The sequence below is a fragment of the Alkalithermobacter thermoalcaliphilus JW-YL-7 = DSM 7308 genome (genome assembly GCA_001584565.1).
Classification (GTDB): Bacteria; Bacillota; Clostridia; order Peptostreptococcales; family Peptostreptococcaceae; genus Alkalithermobacter; species Alkalithermobacter thermoalcaliphilus.
This window is the reverse complement of record LSFY01000001.1, coordinates 951,357-967,104: the sequence shown is the minus strand read 5'-3', so window position 1 is coordinate 967,104 and position 15,748 is coordinate 951,357. Positions and strand designations below refer to the sequence as shown.

Annotated in this window: 23 protein-coding genes; 16 read left to right on the top strand and 7 right to left on the bottom strand. The window is 28.7% G+C overall.

Going from position 1 to position 15,748, the window contains the following annotated elements:
- The first annotated feature begins 21 nt into the window (after nucleotides 1-21).
- Nucleotides 22-360, top strand: a complete 339-nt coding sequence (locus JWYL7_RS05090; RefSeq protein ID WP_066069873.1) for a YtrH family sporulation protein — start codon at nucleotides 22-24, stop codon at nucleotides 358-360.
- A complete protein-coding gene (locus JWYL7_RS05085) occupies nucleotides 348-809 on the top strand; it encodes a sporulation membrane protein YtrI (protein WP_066069870.1) in 462 nt (153 codons plus the stop codon). Before JWYL7_RS05090 ends, JWYL7_RS05085 begins: the two co-directional genes overlap by 13 nt.
- Before the next feature lie 26 nt (nucleotides 810-835).
- Here JWYL7_RS05085 and JWYL7_RS05080 read toward each other — a convergent pair whose 3' ends face one another.
- Nucleotides 836-1,849: an asparaginase gene (locus JWYL7_RS05080; protein WP_066069867.1), complete on the bottom strand. Its 1,014-nt coding sequence runs from the start codon at nucleotides 1,847-1,849 to the stop codon at nucleotides 836-838.
- Between the two features lie 170 nt (nucleotides 1,850-2,019).
- Between JWYL7_RS05080 and JWYL7_RS05075 the strand changes: the two genes are divergently transcribed.
- Nucleotides 2,020-2,784, top strand: a complete 765-nt coding sequence (locus JWYL7_RS05075) for an exodeoxyribonuclease III (RefSeq protein ID WP_066069864.1) — start codon at nucleotides 2,020-2,022, stop codon at nucleotides 2,782-2,784.
- 43 nt (nucleotides 2,785-2,827) lie between these two features.
- On the opposite strand, the gene JWYL7_RS10655 is transcribed toward JWYL7_RS05075, so the two are convergent.
- Nucleotides 2,828-2,983, bottom strand: a complete 156-nt coding sequence (locus JWYL7_RS10655) for a hypothetical protein (protein WP_169794323.1) — start codon at nucleotides 2,981-2,983, stop codon at nucleotides 2,828-2,830.
- Nucleotides 2,984-3,184: 201 nt separating this feature from the next.
- Here JWYL7_RS10655 and JWYL7_RS05070 point away from each other — a divergent pair, with 201 nt between their 5' ends.
- The 3 genes from JWYL7_RS05070 to JWYL7_RS05060 are packed head-to-tail and all read left to right on the top strand — an operon-like array spanning nucleotide 3,185 to nucleotide 4,679.
- Nucleotides 3,185-3,394, top strand: a complete 210-nt coding sequence (locus JWYL7_RS05070) for a hypothetical protein (RefSeq protein ID WP_066069861.1) — start codon at nucleotides 3,185-3,187, stop codon at nucleotides 3,392-3,394.
- A gap of 4 nt (nucleotides 3,395-3,398) precedes the next feature.
- The gene (locus JWYL7_RS05065; protein WP_072280176.1) at nucleotides 3,399-4,028 is read left to right on the top strand and encodes a DNA-3-methyladenine glycosylase family protein; all 630 of its coding nucleotides are present in this window, start codon (nucleotides 3,399-3,401) and stop codon (nucleotides 4,026-4,028) included.
- A 9-nt stretch (nucleotides 4,029-4,037) separates the two neighbouring features.
- On the top strand, nucleotides 4,038-4,679 hold the full coding sequence (locus JWYL7_RS05060) for a cyclase family protein (RefSeq protein WP_066069858.1): 642 nt from the start codon (nucleotides 4,038-4,040) through the stop codon (nucleotides 4,677-4,679).
- A 34-nt stretch (nucleotides 4,680-4,713) separates the two neighbouring features.
- Here the strand turns inward: JWYL7_RS05060 and JWYL7_RS05055 are convergent, their stop codons facing one another.
- A complete protein-coding gene (locus JWYL7_RS05055; RefSeq protein ID WP_066069855.1) occupies nucleotides 4,714-5,388 on the bottom strand; it encodes a uracil-DNA glycosylase in 675 nt (224 codons plus the stop codon).
- 403 nt (nucleotides 5,389-5,791) lie between these two features.
- On the opposite strand from JWYL7_RS05055, the gene JWYL7_RS05050 reads away from it, so the two are divergent.
- Nucleotides 5,792-7,180, top strand: coding sequence for a sucrose-specific PTS transporter subunit IIBC (locus tag JWYL7_RS05050; protein ID WP_066069850.1), 1,389 nt, complete (start codon nucleotides 5,792-5,794; stop codon nucleotides 7,178-7,180).
- A 28-nt stretch (nucleotides 7,181-7,208) separates the two neighbouring features.
- Here JWYL7_RS05050 and JWYL7_RS05045 read toward each other — a convergent pair whose 3' ends face one another.
- Nucleotides 7,209-7,451: a hypothetical protein gene (locus JWYL7_RS05045; RefSeq protein ID WP_066069847.1), complete on the bottom strand. Its 243-nt coding sequence runs from the start codon at nucleotides 7,449-7,451 to the stop codon at nucleotides 7,209-7,211.
- 148 nt (nucleotides 7,452-7,599) lie between these two features.
- Here JWYL7_RS05045 and JWYL7_RS05040 point away from each other — a divergent pair, with 148 nt between their 5' ends.
- The 3 genes from JWYL7_RS05040 to JWYL7_RS05035 all read left to right on the top strand — a co-directional run bounded on the left by JWYL7_RS05040 (nucleotide 7,600) and on the right by JWYL7_RS05035 (nucleotide 8,354).
- A complete protein-coding gene (locus JWYL7_RS05040) occupies nucleotides 7,600-7,854 on the top strand; it encodes a hypothetical protein (RefSeq protein WP_066069842.1) in 255 nt (84 codons plus the stop codon).
- Between the two features lie 45 nt (nucleotides 7,855-7,899).
- The gene (locus JWYL7_RS10530) at nucleotides 7,900-8,067 is read left to right on the top strand and encodes a hypothetical protein (protein WP_161937480.1); all 168 of its coding nucleotides are present in this window, start codon (nucleotides 7,900-7,902) and stop codon (nucleotides 8,065-8,067) included.
- An 89-nt stretch (nucleotides 8,068-8,156) separates the two neighbouring features.
- Nucleotides 8,157-8,354, top strand: a complete 198-nt coding sequence (locus tag JWYL7_RS05035; RefSeq protein WP_066069839.1) for an asparagine synthase — start codon at nucleotides 8,157-8,159, stop codon at nucleotides 8,352-8,354.
- Nucleotides 8,355-8,385: 31 nt separating this feature from the next.
- Here JWYL7_RS05035 and JWYL7_RS05030 read toward each other — a convergent pair whose 3' ends face one another.
- Both JWYL7_RS05030 and JWYL7_RS05025 read right to left on the bottom strand, forming a co-directional pair.
- Nucleotides 8,386-8,616 carry an alpha/beta-type small acid-soluble spore protein gene (locus JWYL7_RS05030; RefSeq protein ID WP_066072379.1) on the bottom strand — a complete coding sequence of 77 codons (231 nt, stop codon included), beginning with the start codon at nucleotides 8,614-8,616 and terminating at the stop codon, nucleotides 8,386-8,388.
- Nucleotides 8,617-8,630: 14 nt separating this feature from the next.
- Entirely contained in the window at nucleotides 8,631-8,810 is a 180-nt protein-coding gene (locus tag JWYL7_RS05025) for a hypothetical protein (RefSeq protein ID WP_066069836.1), read from the bottom strand.
- A 180-nt stretch (nucleotides 8,811-8,990) separates the two neighbouring features.
- On the opposite strand from JWYL7_RS05025, the gene JWYL7_RS05020 reads away from it, so the two are divergent.
- The 3 genes from JWYL7_RS05020 to JWYL7_RS05010 are packed head-to-tail and all read left to right on the top strand — an operon-like array spanning nucleotide 8,991 to nucleotide 12,680.
- Nucleotides 8,991-11,474, top strand: a complete 2,484-nt coding sequence (locus JWYL7_RS05020; protein WP_331722111.1) for a heavy metal translocating P-type ATPase — start codon at nucleotides 8,991-8,993, stop codon at nucleotides 11,472-11,474.
- Nucleotides 11,475-11,531: 57 nt separating this feature from the next.
- Nucleotides 11,532-12,191 (top strand): TIGR01906 family membrane protein, encoded by a 660-nt coding sequence (locus JWYL7_RS05015; protein ID WP_066069834.1) that lies wholly within the window; start codon nucleotides 11,532-11,534, stop codon nucleotides 12,189-12,191.
- 30 nt (nucleotides 12,192-12,221) lie between these two features.
- The gene (locus tag JWYL7_RS05010) at nucleotides 12,222-12,680 is read left to right on the top strand and encodes a spore coat protein (protein WP_066069831.1); all 459 of its coding nucleotides are present in this window, start codon (nucleotides 12,222-12,224) and stop codon (nucleotides 12,678-12,680) included.
- A 101-nt stretch (nucleotides 12,681-12,781) separates the two neighbouring features.
- Here JWYL7_RS05010 and JWYL7_RS05005 read toward each other — a convergent pair whose 3' ends face one another.
- Nucleotides 12,782-12,964 carry a hypothetical protein gene (locus tag JWYL7_RS05005; protein ID WP_066069828.1) on the bottom strand — a complete coding sequence of 61 codons (183 nt, stop codon included), beginning with the start codon at nucleotides 12,962-12,964 and terminating at the stop codon, nucleotides 12,782-12,784.
- 128 nt (nucleotides 12,965-13,092) lie between these two features.
- Here JWYL7_RS05005 and JWYL7_RS05000 point away from each other — a divergent pair, with 128 nt between their 5' ends.
- The 3 genes from JWYL7_RS05000 (at nucleotide 13,093) to JWYL7_RS04990 (ending at nucleotide 15,740) form a co-directional block, all read left to right on the top strand.
- On the top strand, nucleotides 13,093-13,797 hold the full coding sequence (locus tag JWYL7_RS05000; protein WP_066069825.1) for a pseudouridine synthase: 705 nt from the start codon (nucleotides 13,093-13,095) through the stop codon (nucleotides 13,795-13,797).
- 12 nt (nucleotides 13,798-13,809) lie between these two features.
- Complete coding sequence (locus JWYL7_RS04995) at nucleotides 13,810-14,253, top strand: N-acetyltransferase (protein ID WP_066069822.1); 444 nt, start codon at nucleotides 13,810-13,812, stop codon at nucleotides 14,251-14,253.
- A gap of 89 nt (nucleotides 14,254-14,342) precedes the next feature.
- A complete protein-coding gene (locus JWYL7_RS04990) occupies nucleotides 14,343-15,740 on the top strand; it encodes an oxaloacetate decarboxylase subunit alpha (protein ID WP_066069819.1) in 1,398 nt (465 codons plus the stop codon).
- Nucleotides 15,741-15,748: the final 8 nt, after the last annotated feature.

The window sequence follows — 15,748 nt, the reverse complement described above, 5'->3', positions numbered from 1 at the left end:
CTAAATTTATAGGTGATGCATATGACTATCTTTATTTCAAATCTTATTTACAGTTTTTTGATATCTTTTGGAGTCATCATAGGTGCAGCGTTATTTGCAGGTGTAGCAGCGGTGATTAATAATCACCCTCCTGTTAAGACAATGTTTGATGTAGCTAGCTCTATAAAAATTTGGGCAGTAGTTGTAGCTTTAGGAGGAACATTTTCATCTTTTGAGATAATAGAGCAAGGTTTATTTAAAGGAGAAATAAAATCTGTTATAAAACAAATGGGATATATAATTTTTGCGTTTGTAGGAGCTAATTTAGGATATAATTTTATCAAATTAATAAGATGGTGTTCGCAGATATGGATGTCTTAAGACAAAAAATAAAGTATATGTTGTTTTTATTAACAGGAGTTGTAATAGGATATATAGTAGGAGTTTTAAGTATAACTATATTAGTTAGTTATAGAATAGATAAATATCATCAGGAAATAACTTATTTAAATAATGTTATTGAAGATAAGGATGTAAAATTAAAAAAGCTTGAGGAAGTTATAAATGATAGGAAATTTATAGTTAAGGATATTGAAATAATATTAGTGTATGATGGAGATGACATAGATAAATTAAAGCTACAAAAATACATAAAAGAAAAATATAATATGCTTTTAGGAAAAGAGGTGAAAACAATAGATACAGATTTAGTATCAGAGATAATAGATAAAAGAATAATGAAAATAGATGAAAAAGAATATAAATTATCATTAGAAAAATTAATATTAAGTGAAATTGTTAAGTTATGGATTAAAATAGATCAAATATAAAGACCTATCGAAATAGGTCTTTATATTTATATATGTCTATTCAAACGAAAAGCAGGCTTTAAAACACCGATGACTTCTTTGCGATGATTTTTAAGTTCAGGCATATGTCTAAATTGAAGTTTACTAAGTTCAGTGTTTGATAAGATATTTAGCTGTTTTAATACCTCTATGATAACAGGATCTATTGCCCTAAAGCTACCATCGTCTATTTTAATGCAGATCCCAATGCCTTTATCAACAATACCTACACAATAAATAGCTTCTGCTCCTAATTTTGCTATCACTTTTCCGTTTGTAACTTGCATTAAAATGGTATCAAGCCTATTTGTTCCTGCAACATAGAAAGGATATTTAGTCATAGCTGAAACTATAGTTTTTATAGAATTACATCTTTCTTTGGAAAATAATCCGTCAGGTTTAGACAACCTTGCATAAGCTAATGCCATTTTATCTATACCCATCCCAAAAACAGGAACTCCGCAGCCATCTATAGCTATAGCTATATCATCTTTTTTTATACTACACATTTGGGATATAATATTTAACATTTCTTGTTGTATGGGGTGATTTGTAGATATATAATCTTTAATATTTATATTTTTTAAAATTGAAAGGCCTAACATTGCACAGTGTTTTCCAGAGCAAGCGTTGTGAAGTGCTGTATAATTGTTTTGAGATTTTAAAATATCTTCAGATGCCTTCTTTGACATAGGAACACAAGTTCCGCAATCAAGATCTTGTATGGTTAGGTTAAGTTTATATAATATGTTGTTAACCATGTTTACATGTTCTTTTTCTCCATTATGAGAAGAAGTCATTACAGATAGTTCTTCTAAAGTTATATTAAATTTTTCAATTCCTCCTGATTCTATAAAAGGAATGACTTGAAAAGGTTTTGCGGCAGATCTAAAAAAAGTAAATCTATCAAAATCTCCAACTGAGTATAATAATTTTCCTTCTCTATCTACAATAGCTATATCACCATAGTGTCTACTTTCTATATATTCTCCCCTAGTAACATTCACCAAAATTTCAGACATAAAAAAACCCCTTTTTTTTAGTACTTTACACTAGATTATCATATATTATTATTTTGAAAAAGTTATATTATTTTACTAATATCTTATGTAAAGACTAATTGTATTGTAAAAGATAAATTGTAATGTTAATATATAAATGAATATTATCAAAGTTATTTGGAGGATAAAAAATGAAGTTGATTTCTTGGAATGTAAATGGACTTAGGGCATGTGTAAAGAAAGGTTTTTTAGAATACTTTAATGAAATGGATGCGGATATATTTTGTATTCAAGAAACAAAGCTACAACAAGGTCAAATAGATCTAGATTTGCCAGGATATAATCAGTACTGGAATTACGCTATTAAAAAAGGCTATTCGGGAACAGCTGTATTTACAAAAATGAAACCTTTAACTGTTAAGTATGGAATAGGAATTAAAGATCATGATCAAGAAGGCAGAGTTATAACTTTAGAGTTTGAAAAATTTTATTTAGTTAATGTGTATACTCCAAATTCCCAAAGGGAGCTTGCAAGACTTGATTATAGAATGGAATGGGAAGATGTATTTAGAAATTATATCAAAGAGTTAGATTCAAAAAAACCAGTTATTTTATGTGGTGATCTGAATGTAGCTCATAAGGAAATAGATCTAAAAAATCCTAATTCAAATAGAAAAAGTGCTGGATTTACAGATGAAGAAAGATCAAAAATTACACAGTTACTGGCCAGTGGATTTATAGATACTTATAGATATTTTTATCCAGACAAACAAGATGTTTATACATGGTGGTCGTATATGGGTCGAGCAAGAGAAAAAAATGTAGGTTGGAGAATAGACTACTTTATAGTATCGGAAAGATTAAAGGATGCTCTAAAGGATGCTCAGATACATTCTGACATCTACGGAAGTGACCATTGTCCAGTCGTTTTGGAAATATATGGATGCAAGTTATAATTTTAAAGCACCACATGAGATTATCTGTGGTGCTTTTGAATATCTATTCTTTATCGTGTAAAGTATTTTTAGCAGTGCAAGTCCATTGGTTGTTTGTTTCTGTTTTTTTATTATTGTGTTTAGAATTTTTGTTTTTCAAGACATCTTCTGGGGTTGATATCCATTGATTATCTGTACTTGATTTGAGTTTTTTGTTCATACAATATCCTCCTTTCATACTATATTTTTAGTTTTAACTAATAGGAGTTTTAAATTCTATGAAATATATTCAAGTTTATAACAAGATTGGTAAGGATATATAATTTTTAAAAATACAGATAATTCAATTAAGTTTGAATATATTTCCTAGGGAATATTAATATTATATTTATAGAGTAATTAATATGAAAGGAGACAGTGTATGAAGTTTGGTATAAGAACTCCGAGTTTGAAAAAAAGATTATCAGCAAGAACAAGTGTAAAAAGACAAATAGTTCATAGGGCTGGATTAAAAATGCCTAGAGGATATGGTTGGATAACAAATCCTAAAAGATATATGTATAATAAAATTTACAATAAAACAACATTTGATTTGTTTAAACTGATAAATAAATTATTAAAGAAAAGGTGAATAGATGGGTAAGATATTAAGATTCGACTTGAACAGTAAAGAAACTATATATATACAATCTAAAGATAAGAAATTAGATAAATTAGTAAAGCAGGTAGGAAGTTGTCATGTACAATTACAAGAAGATTATTATATATCTTTGGTCAAAAGTATTATAGGTCAGCAACTATCTTTAAAAGCAGCAGATACTATATGGAATAGGTTTTGTGAGCTTTGTAAAGATATTACACCAGAAAATATAATTTTATTGTCAGATGATAGGTGTAGAGAAATAGGAATATCAAAATATAAAATTTGCTATATCAAGGATTTATCTTTTAAAATTATAAACAAAAGTATTGATTTACAAAATATTAACAATTATGAAGATGAAGAAGTAATAAATATACTAACTCAAGTAAAGGGCATAGGCAGATGGACTGCACAGATGTTTTTGATATTTTCTTTAGGAAGGCTAAATGTATTTTCAGCTAAAGATTTAGGACTAAGAAAAGCTGTTGGTATGCTTTATTGTCTAGATACTATACCTGGTGAAAAAGAAGTTTTAAATTTTAGTCAAAAGTTTGCTCCTTACAAAACTGTACTTTCTTTATATCTTTGGGAGGCTTTAAATAAAAATTTATTTGAAAAATAGGGGGATTTTATGAAAATAATAGACTTAACACATTCAATTAACAGTAATATGCCCGTATTTCCTGGAACAGAAAGACCTATATTTGAAATAGCTAATACTCTAGAAAAAGATGGTTTTATAGAAAATAAAATAACTATGTATTCTCATACTGGTACTCATATAGATGCACCAGCGCATATGATTAAAGATGGATTGTTCTTAGATGAGTATCCGGCAGATCACTTTTACGGAAGTGCATATATTGTAGATTTAACAAATATAAAGTCAAAAATTGTTGATGTTGAAGAAATTAAACATCATGAAGAAAAGATAAAATGTGTAGATTTCGTAATATTAAAAACGGGTTGGAGCAAAACTTGGGGAGAAGATGAATACTTTATAGATTTTCCAACATTAAGTGTAGATGCTGCTATATATCTTTCTAAGTTTAATTTAAAAGGGATAGGAGTTGATACCATTTCTGTAGATGATATTACTTCTTCTTCATTTGATATTCATAAAATTCTTTTAGGTAGAAAATTTATACTAATAGAAAACTTAACGAATTTAGAACTTGTAGATGATAACACTTTTATATTTATGTGTATGCCCCTTAAAACAGAAAGAGCAGATGGTTCTCCTACTAGAGCTATCGCTTTAATAAATGATTAAAAGATAAAAGTCTTCTACCTTCAAATAGAAGACTTTATATGTTTTCTATCTGCCAATCTATAGGTTGTTTATTTACTGATAGTAAAAATTCATTTGTTTTAGAAAATGCCTTACTACCAAAGAAGCCTTTGTTAGCAGATAAAGGACTTGGATGTGGAGATTTTATGATTTTATGAATAGGATTAGTTATAAAAGTCTCTTTTTGTTGAGCATTATTCCCCCACAAAATAAATACTATAGAATCTTGTTTTTTATTGAGTTGGCAAATGATTTTATTTGTGAAATTTTCCCATCCTATATTTTTATGAGAGTTAGGTTTTCCTTCAACTACGGTTAAAACTGCATTAAGAAGCAAAACACCTTGGTCTGCCCATTTTTTAAGGTATCCATTATTAGGTATATAACATCCTATATCATCTCTTAGTTCTTTAAAAATATTCAAAAGAGATGGAGGGATTGCTACTGAAGGATTTACAGAAAAACTTAAACCGTGAGCTTGATTAGGTCCGTGATATGGATCTTGACCTATTATAACAACTTTAACCTCTTTATAAGGGGTATAGTGTAGGGCGTTGAATATATCTTCTGGTTTAGGATAAACAGTTTTAGTTTTATATTCATTTATCAAAAACCTTCTCAATTTAATGTAATAATCTTTTTTGAATTCTTCTTCTAAGTATAAACTCCAATCATTTTTTAAAATACTCATAAATATCACCCATTTAAATTATATCACATTTATTTTGGGTAACTTATTCATTTTTTATAACATATAGGAAATTATGTGCTTTAATAAATTATGGGAAAGTTATAACTTATGTAATGTATTTAGACAAAGTTTTTTTAAAAAATATTTAAAATAAAGGATTTGTTCTAATATATAGATTATATTTTTATGTAGAAAACCTATACTTAATATTAAAAAAATTATTGACAAGAAACATATTTTTATATAAAATCATAGTAAAGGAAAACGATATATCGTAGGATTGTGACTGGTAATGCAGGCAAGACCTAAATTGGAAGATGAGCATTTTGCTTGTCTATCCATTTAGGTCTTTTTTGTTTTTAAATTGGGCGCTCAATAAAAATATATAGAAAGGAAGATGTGTATGGATATTAAACAATTAACTAAGAATGATATTAAACAGTTGGCTGAAGATATCATTCACTTAGTTGGTGGAAAAGAAAATATAGAAAGTGCAGTTCACTGTGCTACTAGACTTAGAATGGTTTTAAGAGATGATAAAAAAGCAAATAAAGAAAAATTAGAGCAGCTTTCTGAAGTTAAAGGATGTTTTTCAACAGCAGGTCAATTTCAGATAATACTAGGCCAAGGGCTTGTAAACAAGGTTTATCAAGAGATGGTAAATGAGGGATATATAAGTTTATCATCAGAAGATGAGTCTAAAAATGCAGCTATGAAAAAATTAAATCCAATTCAAAAGTTTGCAAGAGTTTTATCAAATATATTTGTTCCAATAATACCTGCTATAGTAGCTAGTGGTCTTTTGATGGGACTTTTAGGTATGTCTACAAGGTTTGGTTGGATTGAGGGAAATACTGGGCTATTCACTCTTTTAGATATGTTTTCTAATGCAGCGTTTGTATTTTTACCTATATTGATAGCATTTAGTGCAGCTAAGGAATTTGGAGCAAATCCATATTTAGCAGCTGCTTTAGGTGGGATTTTGATACATCCAGCTTTACAAAATGCATGGACAGTTGGATCAGGAATAGAAAAAACCATAGATGTATTTGGTATGGAAATTGGAATGGTTGGATATCAAGGAACTGTTTTACCTATATTAATAGCTGTATATATAATGGGAATTATAGAGAAGAATTTGAGAAAGATAATTCCAAACTCATTAGATATACTTTTAACTCCATTTTTGACTTTAATGATAAGTGGATTTATATCTTTGATAGCTATAGGTCCTTTAGGTAGATTTATAGGAGATGGAATATCTTTTGTTCTTACAAATGTTTATGATAAAGCAGGTGTTTTATCAGGATTATTATTTGGAGGGGTTTATTCTTCTATAGTTATAACAGGAGTTCATCATAGTTTTCATGCTATAGAGGCCGGATTGCTTTCAAGTGTAGGCGTGAACTTTTTACTTCCTATTTGGTCTATGGCTAATGTAGCACAAGGAGGAGCAGCTACAGCAGTATATTTTAAAACTAAAAATACAAAAATTAAATCTATAGCTTTACCAGCAGCTACATCTTGTTTATTAGGTATTACAGAAGCTGCAATTTTTGGGGTAAACCTAAGATTAGGGAAACCTTTTATAGCAGCTGCTATAGGAGGAGCTATAGGTGGTGCATATGTTGTTTTAACTAAAGTTGGGATGACTGCTTTAGGAGCAACAGGTATTCCAGGAGTAGCTATAACAGATATAAATTCTATGTTTAATTATATAGTAGGAATGATTCTAGCATTTGCAGGTGCATTTGTAGCAACCTATATAATAGGATTTAAAGATTTAGATTAAGATCTCTTAGATGTCTAAGAGATCTTTTTTATGCTTCCATATGGTTAACTTTTATTCCATCTAGAGAAGAAAGTTCATTTAACATATTATTTATTCTGCTTTTTTCTCCTCTAATATTTAATGTTATCAATCCTGTGTTTATTTCTTGAGGATCGTGCATTCCGAATCTAGCTAATATCATATCTCCATTTTTTGTTAGAACTTCTTGAAGTTTTGTAGCAGAATCTGTTCTTTGATCTACTCTAATACTTACAACACTTAAATTATCCATAAAATACCTCCTTGATTAAAAATAATTACATCTAGATTGTTTACAAAGATATCAAATTTTATTCATATGCTGATTTAAATTGTTCTATATAAATTTAAAATACATATATTTAATCTTAAAGCACAAGTGTTAATGAGGAGGTAATTTTATGAAAAGTATTAATCTGATGTATAAAATCGATAAATTTGTAAAGGAAATTAGTATTGTTAGAAAAATCAATAAAATAAATCGATTGTCTATTGTGGTAAGTGATCAAAGTGACATTGATAAAGAAAGTCTTCATAAGTATTTAAAACAAACTAACAGTAATTTGATAGGAGAATGGACATTAATTGAAGTTAAAAAAGACAAAATACCTTTAGAAAGTGCTATAGTAACTGATATTAAATGTGATTATGAATAAAAGATTGCTGTATGGAAAATATATAAAAAAAGGAGAGTGATACTTATGAAGAAAAAATTTGCAAAAGGAAAATATGAAGAAGCTGTTGAACAAGCAAAAGAACTATTAGATAAAGGAGAAGGAATGCAAAGTATAATGGATGCTACGGGATTAACTAGAGATGATGTAACAAAAATACAAAACAAAATAAAAATGGAATTAGATGATAAATAATACTAAGTTTATATTTATTACATGGGATACAAAATATAAATTAGAGAAATATAAGAATACCTTAACAATATAAGAGGAGGTATTCACTAATGCGTGAAGGTTTAATTCCAACTGCTTTAGGAACTGTTGTAACAGCAACAGGGACAGCCTTAAGAGTAAGAAATATGAAAAAGAGAGACTTAAAAAGAAAAAATCTTATGCCTATGCTAGAGGCAGGAATCATAGGTTTGGGGTTAGCTCATATAATATTAGGATCTATTGATCTTGCACAAAATAAAAAGCATTAGATAAAAAATAGAAGAACCCAGTTCGGTTCTTCTATTTTTTATGACTTTGATTTATTAAAAGTTTTTCTCCTATTTCCACTAACTTTTTCGTCATGTATCCACCTACATATCCAGCTACTAGACCATTTTGTCTAGAAGATATATTACCTTTATCTATTGTATCATCATTTAGAATTCCTAATTCGTTTGCTATTTCGTATTTCATCTGCTTTAGTGCTTTTGAAGCATTAGGGTCAAGAGGTTTTTTGCTCAAAGTGCTCACCACCTAATTTATTTTTACTTGTCATCAAAATCACGAGCATTATAATGAGAATTTTTTCTGTTATGTTTAAGTTTAGAATCTAAATCATTAAAATTAACACTAAACTCCTTTCCAGCTTCTAAATGAGCTTTTTGAAATGGAATTCTTGGATTTGTAGCTCTAGAGCTTGTCGGAGTTTTTCCTTTCTTAGCCATTTTAAGTCCTCCTTATAAAATTTGTTCTTTTTAATTAATTTAACCAATACTAAAAGATGATATAAGGAACAACTTAGAAATGATTATAAAATTTTCAAATTAATATATAGACTTTCATTTCGTAATAGTGTATACTGGTATAGGGTATATGTTTAAAATATAAAATTGTTTTAAATACGGGTGAGAAAGGGTGATAATGTGAGAAAAGATAATCTATCAATTTTAGGAATGACATGTGCATCGTGTGCTAAAGGAATAGAAAAAGAGTTAAGAAACGTAACTGGAATAGTTGATGCAACTGTAAACTTTGCAACAGAAAAATTAACTATAAATTATGATGAAGATAAAATAAGTATTGAACAAATAAAAAGTAAAATAATAAATTTAGGATACGATGTTAAAGACTATAATAAAAGCAAACAAATTAGTATACCTATACAAGGTATGTCTTGTTCGTCTTGCGCAAAGGCTTTAGAAAATGAAATACGAAAAATATATGGAGTAGAAAAAGTACATGTAAATTTTGCAACAGAAAAAGCTAATATTACCTACGAATCAGATAAAGTGAGATTATCCAAAATAAAACAGATAATAATAAATGCTGGATATAAACCTTTAGATATTGAAAAAAATGATAGTATTGATGATGATAAAAAAAGAAAAGAAAAAGAAATAAAATTGTTTTGGTATAAATTTATTGTGTCAATAATATTTACAACACCTTTATTTTATATCTCAATGGTTCCTATGATTCCATGGATAAATGCTCCATTACCTATATGGATAAGTCATAAGCATGGTGCTTTGAACAATGCTATAGCTCAGATTATACTTACAACTCCAGTGGTAATAGCTGGATATAAATTCTATACAGTTGGATTCAAAGCTATATTAAGAAAAAGTCCTAATATGGATTCTCTAATAGCTATTGGTACATCAGCAGCTATTATATATAGTTCTTATGCGACATATAGAATAATAATTGGAGATACACATTATGTTCATAACTTATATTTTGAAACAGCGGCTATGATAGTGACTCTTGTTCTTTTAGGTAAAGCTTTAGAAGCAGTATCTAAAGGAAAGACATCAGAAGCTATAAAAAAACTTATGGGTCTAGCACCAAAGACTGCAACAGTTATACACGGAAGTGATGAAATTGAGATACCTATAGAAGAAGTTGAGGTGGGAGATATAATTTTAGTTAGACCGGGAGAAAAAATTCCTGTGGATGGTCAAATTATAGAAGGGTCAACTTCTATAGACGAATCTATGATTACAGGAGAAAGTATTCCTATTGAAAAAACTATAGGAGATAAAGTTGTTGGTGCAAGTATAAACAAGCATGGTTTAATAAAAGTTAAAGCTACAAAAGTAGGAGAGGATACAGCTTTATCTCAAATTATAAAACTAGTTGAAGATGCTCAAGGATCTAAGGCTCCGATAGCTCAATTAGGTGATATAGTATCAAGTTATTTTGTTCCTGTAGTATTTTTTATAGCTGTAATATCAGGTATTAGTTGGTATTTAACTGGTCAAGATATAGTATTTTCGCTTAAGATATTTATATCTGTGCTTGTTATAGCATGTCCATGCGCATTAGGGCTTGCAACTCCTACAGCTATAATGGTAGGAACGGGTAAAGGTGCTGAGTATGGAATATTAATAAAAAGTGGAGAAGCTCTTGAAATAACTCACAAAGTCGATACTATAGTATTTGATAAAACAGGTACAATAACAGAAGGTAGACCTACAGTTACAGATATAATAACAGTAGATTGGATAGATGAAAAAGACTTATTGCAACTGGTTGCATCAGCTGAGAAGGGTTCAGAGCATCCTCTAGGTGAAGCTATAGTTAAATATGCAACTGAAAATAATATTCAACTTTTGAATGTAAATGAATTTAAAGCTGTACCAGGACACGGAATAGAGGCTAATGTAAGTGGAAGGAATATAATTTTAGGAAATAAGAAGTTTATGAAAGATAAAAATGTAGATATAAATAAGATAGAAGAAAAAGCTGAAAAATTAGCTCAAGAAGGAAAAACTCCTATGTATGTAGCTTTAAATGGGAAAGTAGCAGGTATAATAGCTGTAGCAGATATAATTAAACATAATAGTAAAGAGGCTATAAGGAAACTTAAAAATATGGGAATTGAAGTTATAATGTTAACTGGAGACAATTATAAAACTGCTAAAGCTATAGCGTCACAGGTTGGAATAGATAAAGTTTTAGCAGAGGTTATTCCTCAAGAGAAAGCAAATGAAATTAAAAAACTTCAAAATCAAGGTAAAAAGGTAGCTATGGTAGGAGATGGAATAAATGATGCACCAGCCTTAGCACAAGCAGATATAGGCATTGCAATAGGTTCAGGTACAGATATTGCGATAGAATCTGCAGATATAGTTCTTATTAAGAGTGATATTGATGATGTTATCACTGCTATACAGTTAAGTAAAAACACTATAAGAAATATTAAACAAAATTTATTTTGGGCTTTTGCCTATAATGTAGCAGGTATACCATTAGCTGCAGGAGTGTTATATGCTTTTGGAGGGCCACAGTTAAATCCAATGTTTGCTGCTGCAGCAATGTCTTTAAGCTCTGTATCTGTATTAATGAATGCATTAAGGTTAAAAAGCTTTAAGCCTAGCGTATAAACCTAAAAGCCATATATGGCTTTTAGGTTTAATTTTAAAATTAGGAGTGATGTATATTTGTTTAGATTTAAAAATATAATATCTTCTTTATTTTTGATTATGATAGTAGTTATACTATCAGTTAAGTTGGTTGTGTTTTTTAAGCCTTTGTATTATTTTAGTATTGATTATTTAGACATACATAAAACTTCAGGAATGGATAAAGAAGAAATAAAAGATAATTATGATTATATAATAAATTATCTAACAAGTCATAAGGAAAAACAATTCAATCTTCCAACACTTCATTCATCAGAGTATGGAAAAATTCATTTTAAAGAAGTAAAAGATATATTTAACGCTTTAGACAAAATATTACTTTTATCTTTATTTGTATTTTTTGTATTAATGATAAATCACCACAAAAGTAAGGATTATTTATTCATTACTTATTCAGCAAAAGCTTTATTGGTAGCACCATTAATTCTTGTTATGCTATTTTTAGTTGATTTCAACTCAGCTTTTACAATATTTCACAAATTAATATTTAACAATGACTATTGGCAATTTAATCCTTCTACAGATCCTGTAATAAATATACTACCACAACAGTTTTTCTTTTATTGTGGAACATCTATCATGTTTACAATAATTATATTCAGTATACTATTACAGTTATTCTACAGTAAATTAATCAAGAAAAAATTTGAATATATTCAAATAAAAAGGCAAAACTAATTATAAAAATATGTAGGAGGGTACGTATAGATGATACAACTAAGTCAAAAAGAAAAGATGATGCTTCAAGATCAAAAACACCATGAAGAAATGTGTATTCAAAAGTATACAGAATATGCTAATAAAGCTCAAGATCCGCAACTAAAACAGTTATTTATGTATCACGCAGACCAAGAAAGACAACACCTTAATACAATAAATCAAATACTCAATGGACAAGTACCTAACATGCAGCAAAATCAACAAAGTCAATCTAATGCACAATTTATATTTGATCAATCTTTAAATTATAGCCAAGATGATATTAAGTTTTGTGAAGACTTATTGATGACTGAAAAGTATGTTTCATCTACATACAATACAACTATTTTTGAATGCGTAGATACTAATGTAAGGAAAGCTTTAAATCATATACAAAAAGAAGAACAAGAACACGGAGAACATATATTCAATTATTTGAAAAGTAAAAATATGTATAACGTTCAATAGAGCCTAAGGCTCTATTTTATTTTATCCTATAAAAATAATTCCTAGTAGAAATAAATACTAACAAAAAATAAGGCTGATTTAACAGCCTTTAAAACTCAACTTTATTCTTTCTTATTCTTCTTTCTTTTTGATATAGGCCTACTAGTATTTTGGCTAACAGATCCTGTTTGACTTGGATGTTCACTAGGTTTTAGACTAAGCTCTTCAGCAAATTCAAGTTTTTTATTAGGCGTTTTTCTACCATTTTTATTGTACTGATTATTTTGATTATTTTTATTTGCCATATAAAATCCTCCTTCTCGAATATTTAGTATTAATGTAACCAAATAAATTAAATATTATTTAAAACAGTTGTAAATATATATAAACTGGTATAAATTAATATATATATTAAGTACTAAGGAGAGATTAGATGAGACTAAATAAATACATAGCACTTTGTGGAGTCGCTTCTAGAAGAAGAGCAGATGAGTTAATATTATCAGGTACAGTAAAAGTTAACGGAAAAGTTGTAAACACTATGGGTATAGATATAGATGAAAATAAAGATATAGTAGAAGTAAATGGAAAAGTTATAAAATTAGAAAACAAAAAGATATATATATTATTAAATAAACCTGAGGGATACGTAACTACTGTAAAAGATCAATTCAATAGGAAAAGTGTACTAGATCTAATAGATATTCCAGAAAGAGTATACCCTGTAGGTAGACTAGACTACAATACATCAGGCTTACTACTTCTTACTAATGATGGAGATATTGCCTTTAAGCTTACACATCCTAAACATAAAATATATAAAACATACATAGCAAAAATAAAAGGACATCCCACAATTGAAGATATAAATAGATTTGAAAAAGGAATAAAAATTGATAATTATGTTACTGCACCAGCTAAATTTAAAATTTTAGAAAAGAGTGTAAATTTTTCAGTAGTAGAAATTGTTATTTATGAAGGGAAAAATAGACAAATAAGAAAGATGTGCGAAGCAATAGGACACCCAGTCATAAGTCTTAAACGAATTTCTATAGGAAATATCACTTTATCTAATCTTAAAAAAGGCCAGTGGAGATATCTAAATAATGATGAAATAAGGTATATAAAATCATTATAAGAGGTGATTTTGGTGTTAAAAATAGTTAAGGTAAACGAAAAAGATATAGATAAACTAAATACATTATTAAAAAAAAGCATAGAAACAGATATGTTAGATAGCTCATTAGTTATTTATGACAATGAAGAAATTTTAGGATATGCTAGCTACAAACAAAAAGGAAATATAGCCTACCTAAATGATTTTTTCATTTTTAATGAAACTATGAATAACATATTAAAAGATGGATTAATAAAATCGCTACTCAACCTAGCGGATATAAATGGGATAAAACTATTTCTGGTAGAGAAAAATGAAGATGAACTTTTCTTAAAAAAGATAGGATTTAAAGACTTATCAGAAAGTGAATTAATTTTAGATAAAGATATACAAATAAATAAGTACCTATGCGCTATTTTACCAGATTTTTTTGATAGTGCTTGCCACAGTAAGAATAATAACAAAAAGTATATATAGGAAAAAAGTTGATAGTTTACAAAATTATGTAGTATAATCAAAGAAAGTATTCTTAGGACAACGTTTTACAAAACGAAGGAGGTATTCCTATGGGTAAAGTTAAAATAACAGAAACAATATTCAGAGATGCGCATCAATCGCTTATAGCAACTAGACTAAAAACAGAAGAGATGTTACCTATAGCTCAAAAACTTGATGCTGTTGGATTCAATGCTCTCGAAGTTTGGGGTGGAGCTACCTTTGATGCGTGCCTAAGATTTTTAAATGAGGATCCTTGGGAAAGACTTAGAAAACTTAGAAAAGAAATAAAAAATACAAAACTTCAAATGCTTTTAAGAGGTCAAAACCTTTTAGGATATAAACATTATCCAGATGATATAGTTGAAAAATTCATAAAAAAATCAATAGAAAATGGTATAGATATAATTAGGGTATTTGATGCTTTAAATGATATAAGAAATCTTGAAACATCTATAAATACTATAAAAAAAGAAAACGCTCATTGTCAGGCTACTATTTCTTATACAACTAGCCCAGTACATAATATACCTTATTATATAAAATTAGCTAAAGATATGGAAAGTTTAGGTGTAGATTCTATATGTATAAAAGATATGGCTGGTGTTATCACTCCATTTGATGCTTATGAACTCATATCGAGCTTAAAAAAAGAAATAAATGTTCCTTTAGAATTACATACTCATTACACAAGTGGAGTTGCTTCTATGACATTATTAAAAGCAATAGAAGCAGGAGTAGATATAGTAGATACAGCTATATCACCATTTGCTCTTGGAACTTCTCAGCCTCCAACAGAACCACTTGTTGCAAGTTTGAAAGGCACTGAATATGACACAGGATTAGATTTAAATTTACTAAGTGAAATCGCTGAATATTTTAAAGATATAAGAGAAAAATACATAAAAGAAGGTTTATTAAATCATAAGGTAATGGCTATAGACCCTAAAGCTTTAATCTATCAGGTTCCAGGGGGAATGCTATCTAACTTATTATCACAACTAAAAGCTCAAAACGCTGAAGATAAGTACGAAGATGTTCTGAAAGAAGTACCAAAAGTTAGAGAAGATCTGGGATATCCACCTTTAGTAACTCCTCTAAGCCAAATGGTTGGAACTCAAGCTGTATTTAATGTGATATTAGGTGAAAGGTATAAAATGGTTCCAAAAGAAATAAAAGACTATGTTAAGGGACTATATGGTAAACCTCCTGTTCCTATAAAAGACGAGATAAAAAGAAAAATAATAGGAGATGAAAATGTTATTACTCAAAGACCTGCAGATCTACTAGAACCTCAATTTGAAACTTTCAAAAAAGAAATCAGCGAGTATTATCAATCAGATGAAGATGTTTTATCTTATGCTTTATTCCCTCAGGTAGCAAAGAAATATTTTGAGGACAGATGGGCTAGTCAATTCAGAATTGAACCTAGCTTATATGATGAAGCTCAAAAAACTCATCCAGTATAAAAGGTGAT

Coding starts and splice junctions, on each gene's coding strand:
- JWYL7_RS05090 (WP_066069873.1), top strand. CDS start 22: ATGACTATCTTTATTTCAAATCTTATTTACAGTTTTTTGATATCTTTT.
- JWYL7_RS05085 (WP_066069870.1), top strand. CDS start 348: ATGGATGTCTTAAGACAAAAAATAAAGTATATGTTGTTTTTATTAACA.
- JWYL7_RS05080 (WP_066069867.1), bottom strand. CDS start 1,849: ATGTCTGAAATTTTGGTGAATGTTACTAGGGGAGAATATATAGAAAGT.
- JWYL7_RS05075 (WP_066069864.1), top strand. CDS start 2,020: ATGAAGTTGATTTCTTGGAATGTAAATGGACTTAGGGCATGTGTAAAG.
- JWYL7_RS10655 (WP_169794323.1), bottom strand. CDS start 2,983: ATGAACAAAAAACTCAAATCAAGTACAGATAATCAATGGATATCAACC.
- JWYL7_RS05070 (WP_066069861.1), top strand. CDS start 3,185: ATGAAGTTTGGTATAAGAACTCCGAGTTTGAAAAAAAGATTATCAGCA.
- JWYL7_RS05065 (WP_072280176.1), top strand. CDS start 3,399: ATGGGTAAGATATTAAGATTCGACTTGAACAGTAAAGAAACTATATAT.
- JWYL7_RS05060 (WP_066069858.1), top strand. CDS start 4,038: ATGAAAATAATAGACTTAACACATTCAATTAACAGTAATATGCCCGTA.
- JWYL7_RS05055 (WP_066069855.1), bottom strand. CDS start 5,388: ATGAGTATTTTAAAAAATGATTGGAGTTTATACTTAGAAGAAGAATTC.
- JWYL7_RS05050 (WP_066069850.1), top strand. CDS start 5,792: ATGGATATTAAACAATTAACTAAGAATGATATTAAACAGTTGGCTGAA.
- JWYL7_RS05045 (WP_066069847.1), bottom strand. CDS start 7,451: ATGGATAATTTAAGTGTTGTAAGTATTAGAGTAGATCAAAGAACAGAT.
- JWYL7_RS05040 (WP_066069842.1), top strand. CDS start 7,600: ATGAAAAGTATTAATCTGATGTATAAAATCGATAAATTTGTAAAGGAA.
- JWYL7_RS10530 (WP_161937480.1), top strand. CDS start 7,900: ATGAAGAAAAAATTTGCAAAAGGAAAATATGAAGAAGCTGTTGAACAA.
- JWYL7_RS05035 (WP_066069839.1), top strand. CDS start 8,157: ATGCGTGAAGGTTTAATTCCAACTGCTTTAGGAACTGTTGTAACAGCA.
- JWYL7_RS05025 (WP_066069836.1), bottom strand. CDS start 8,810: ATGGCTAAGAAAGGAAAAACTCCGACAAGCTCTAGAGCTACAAATCCA.
- JWYL7_RS05010 (WP_066069831.1), top strand. CDS start 12,222: ATGATACAACTAAGTCAAAAAGAAAAGATGATGCTTCAAGATCAAAAA.
- JWYL7_RS05005 (WP_066069828.1), bottom strand. CDS start 12,964: ATGGCAAATAAAAATAATCAAAATAATCAGTACAATAAAAATGGTAGA.
- JWYL7_RS05000 (WP_066069825.1), top strand. CDS start 13,093: ATGAGACTAAATAAATACATAGCACTTTGTGGAGTCGCTTCTAGAAGA.
- JWYL7_RS04990 (WP_066069819.1), top strand. CDS start 14,343: ATGGGTAAAGTTAAAATAACAGAAACAATATTCAGAGATGCGCATCAA.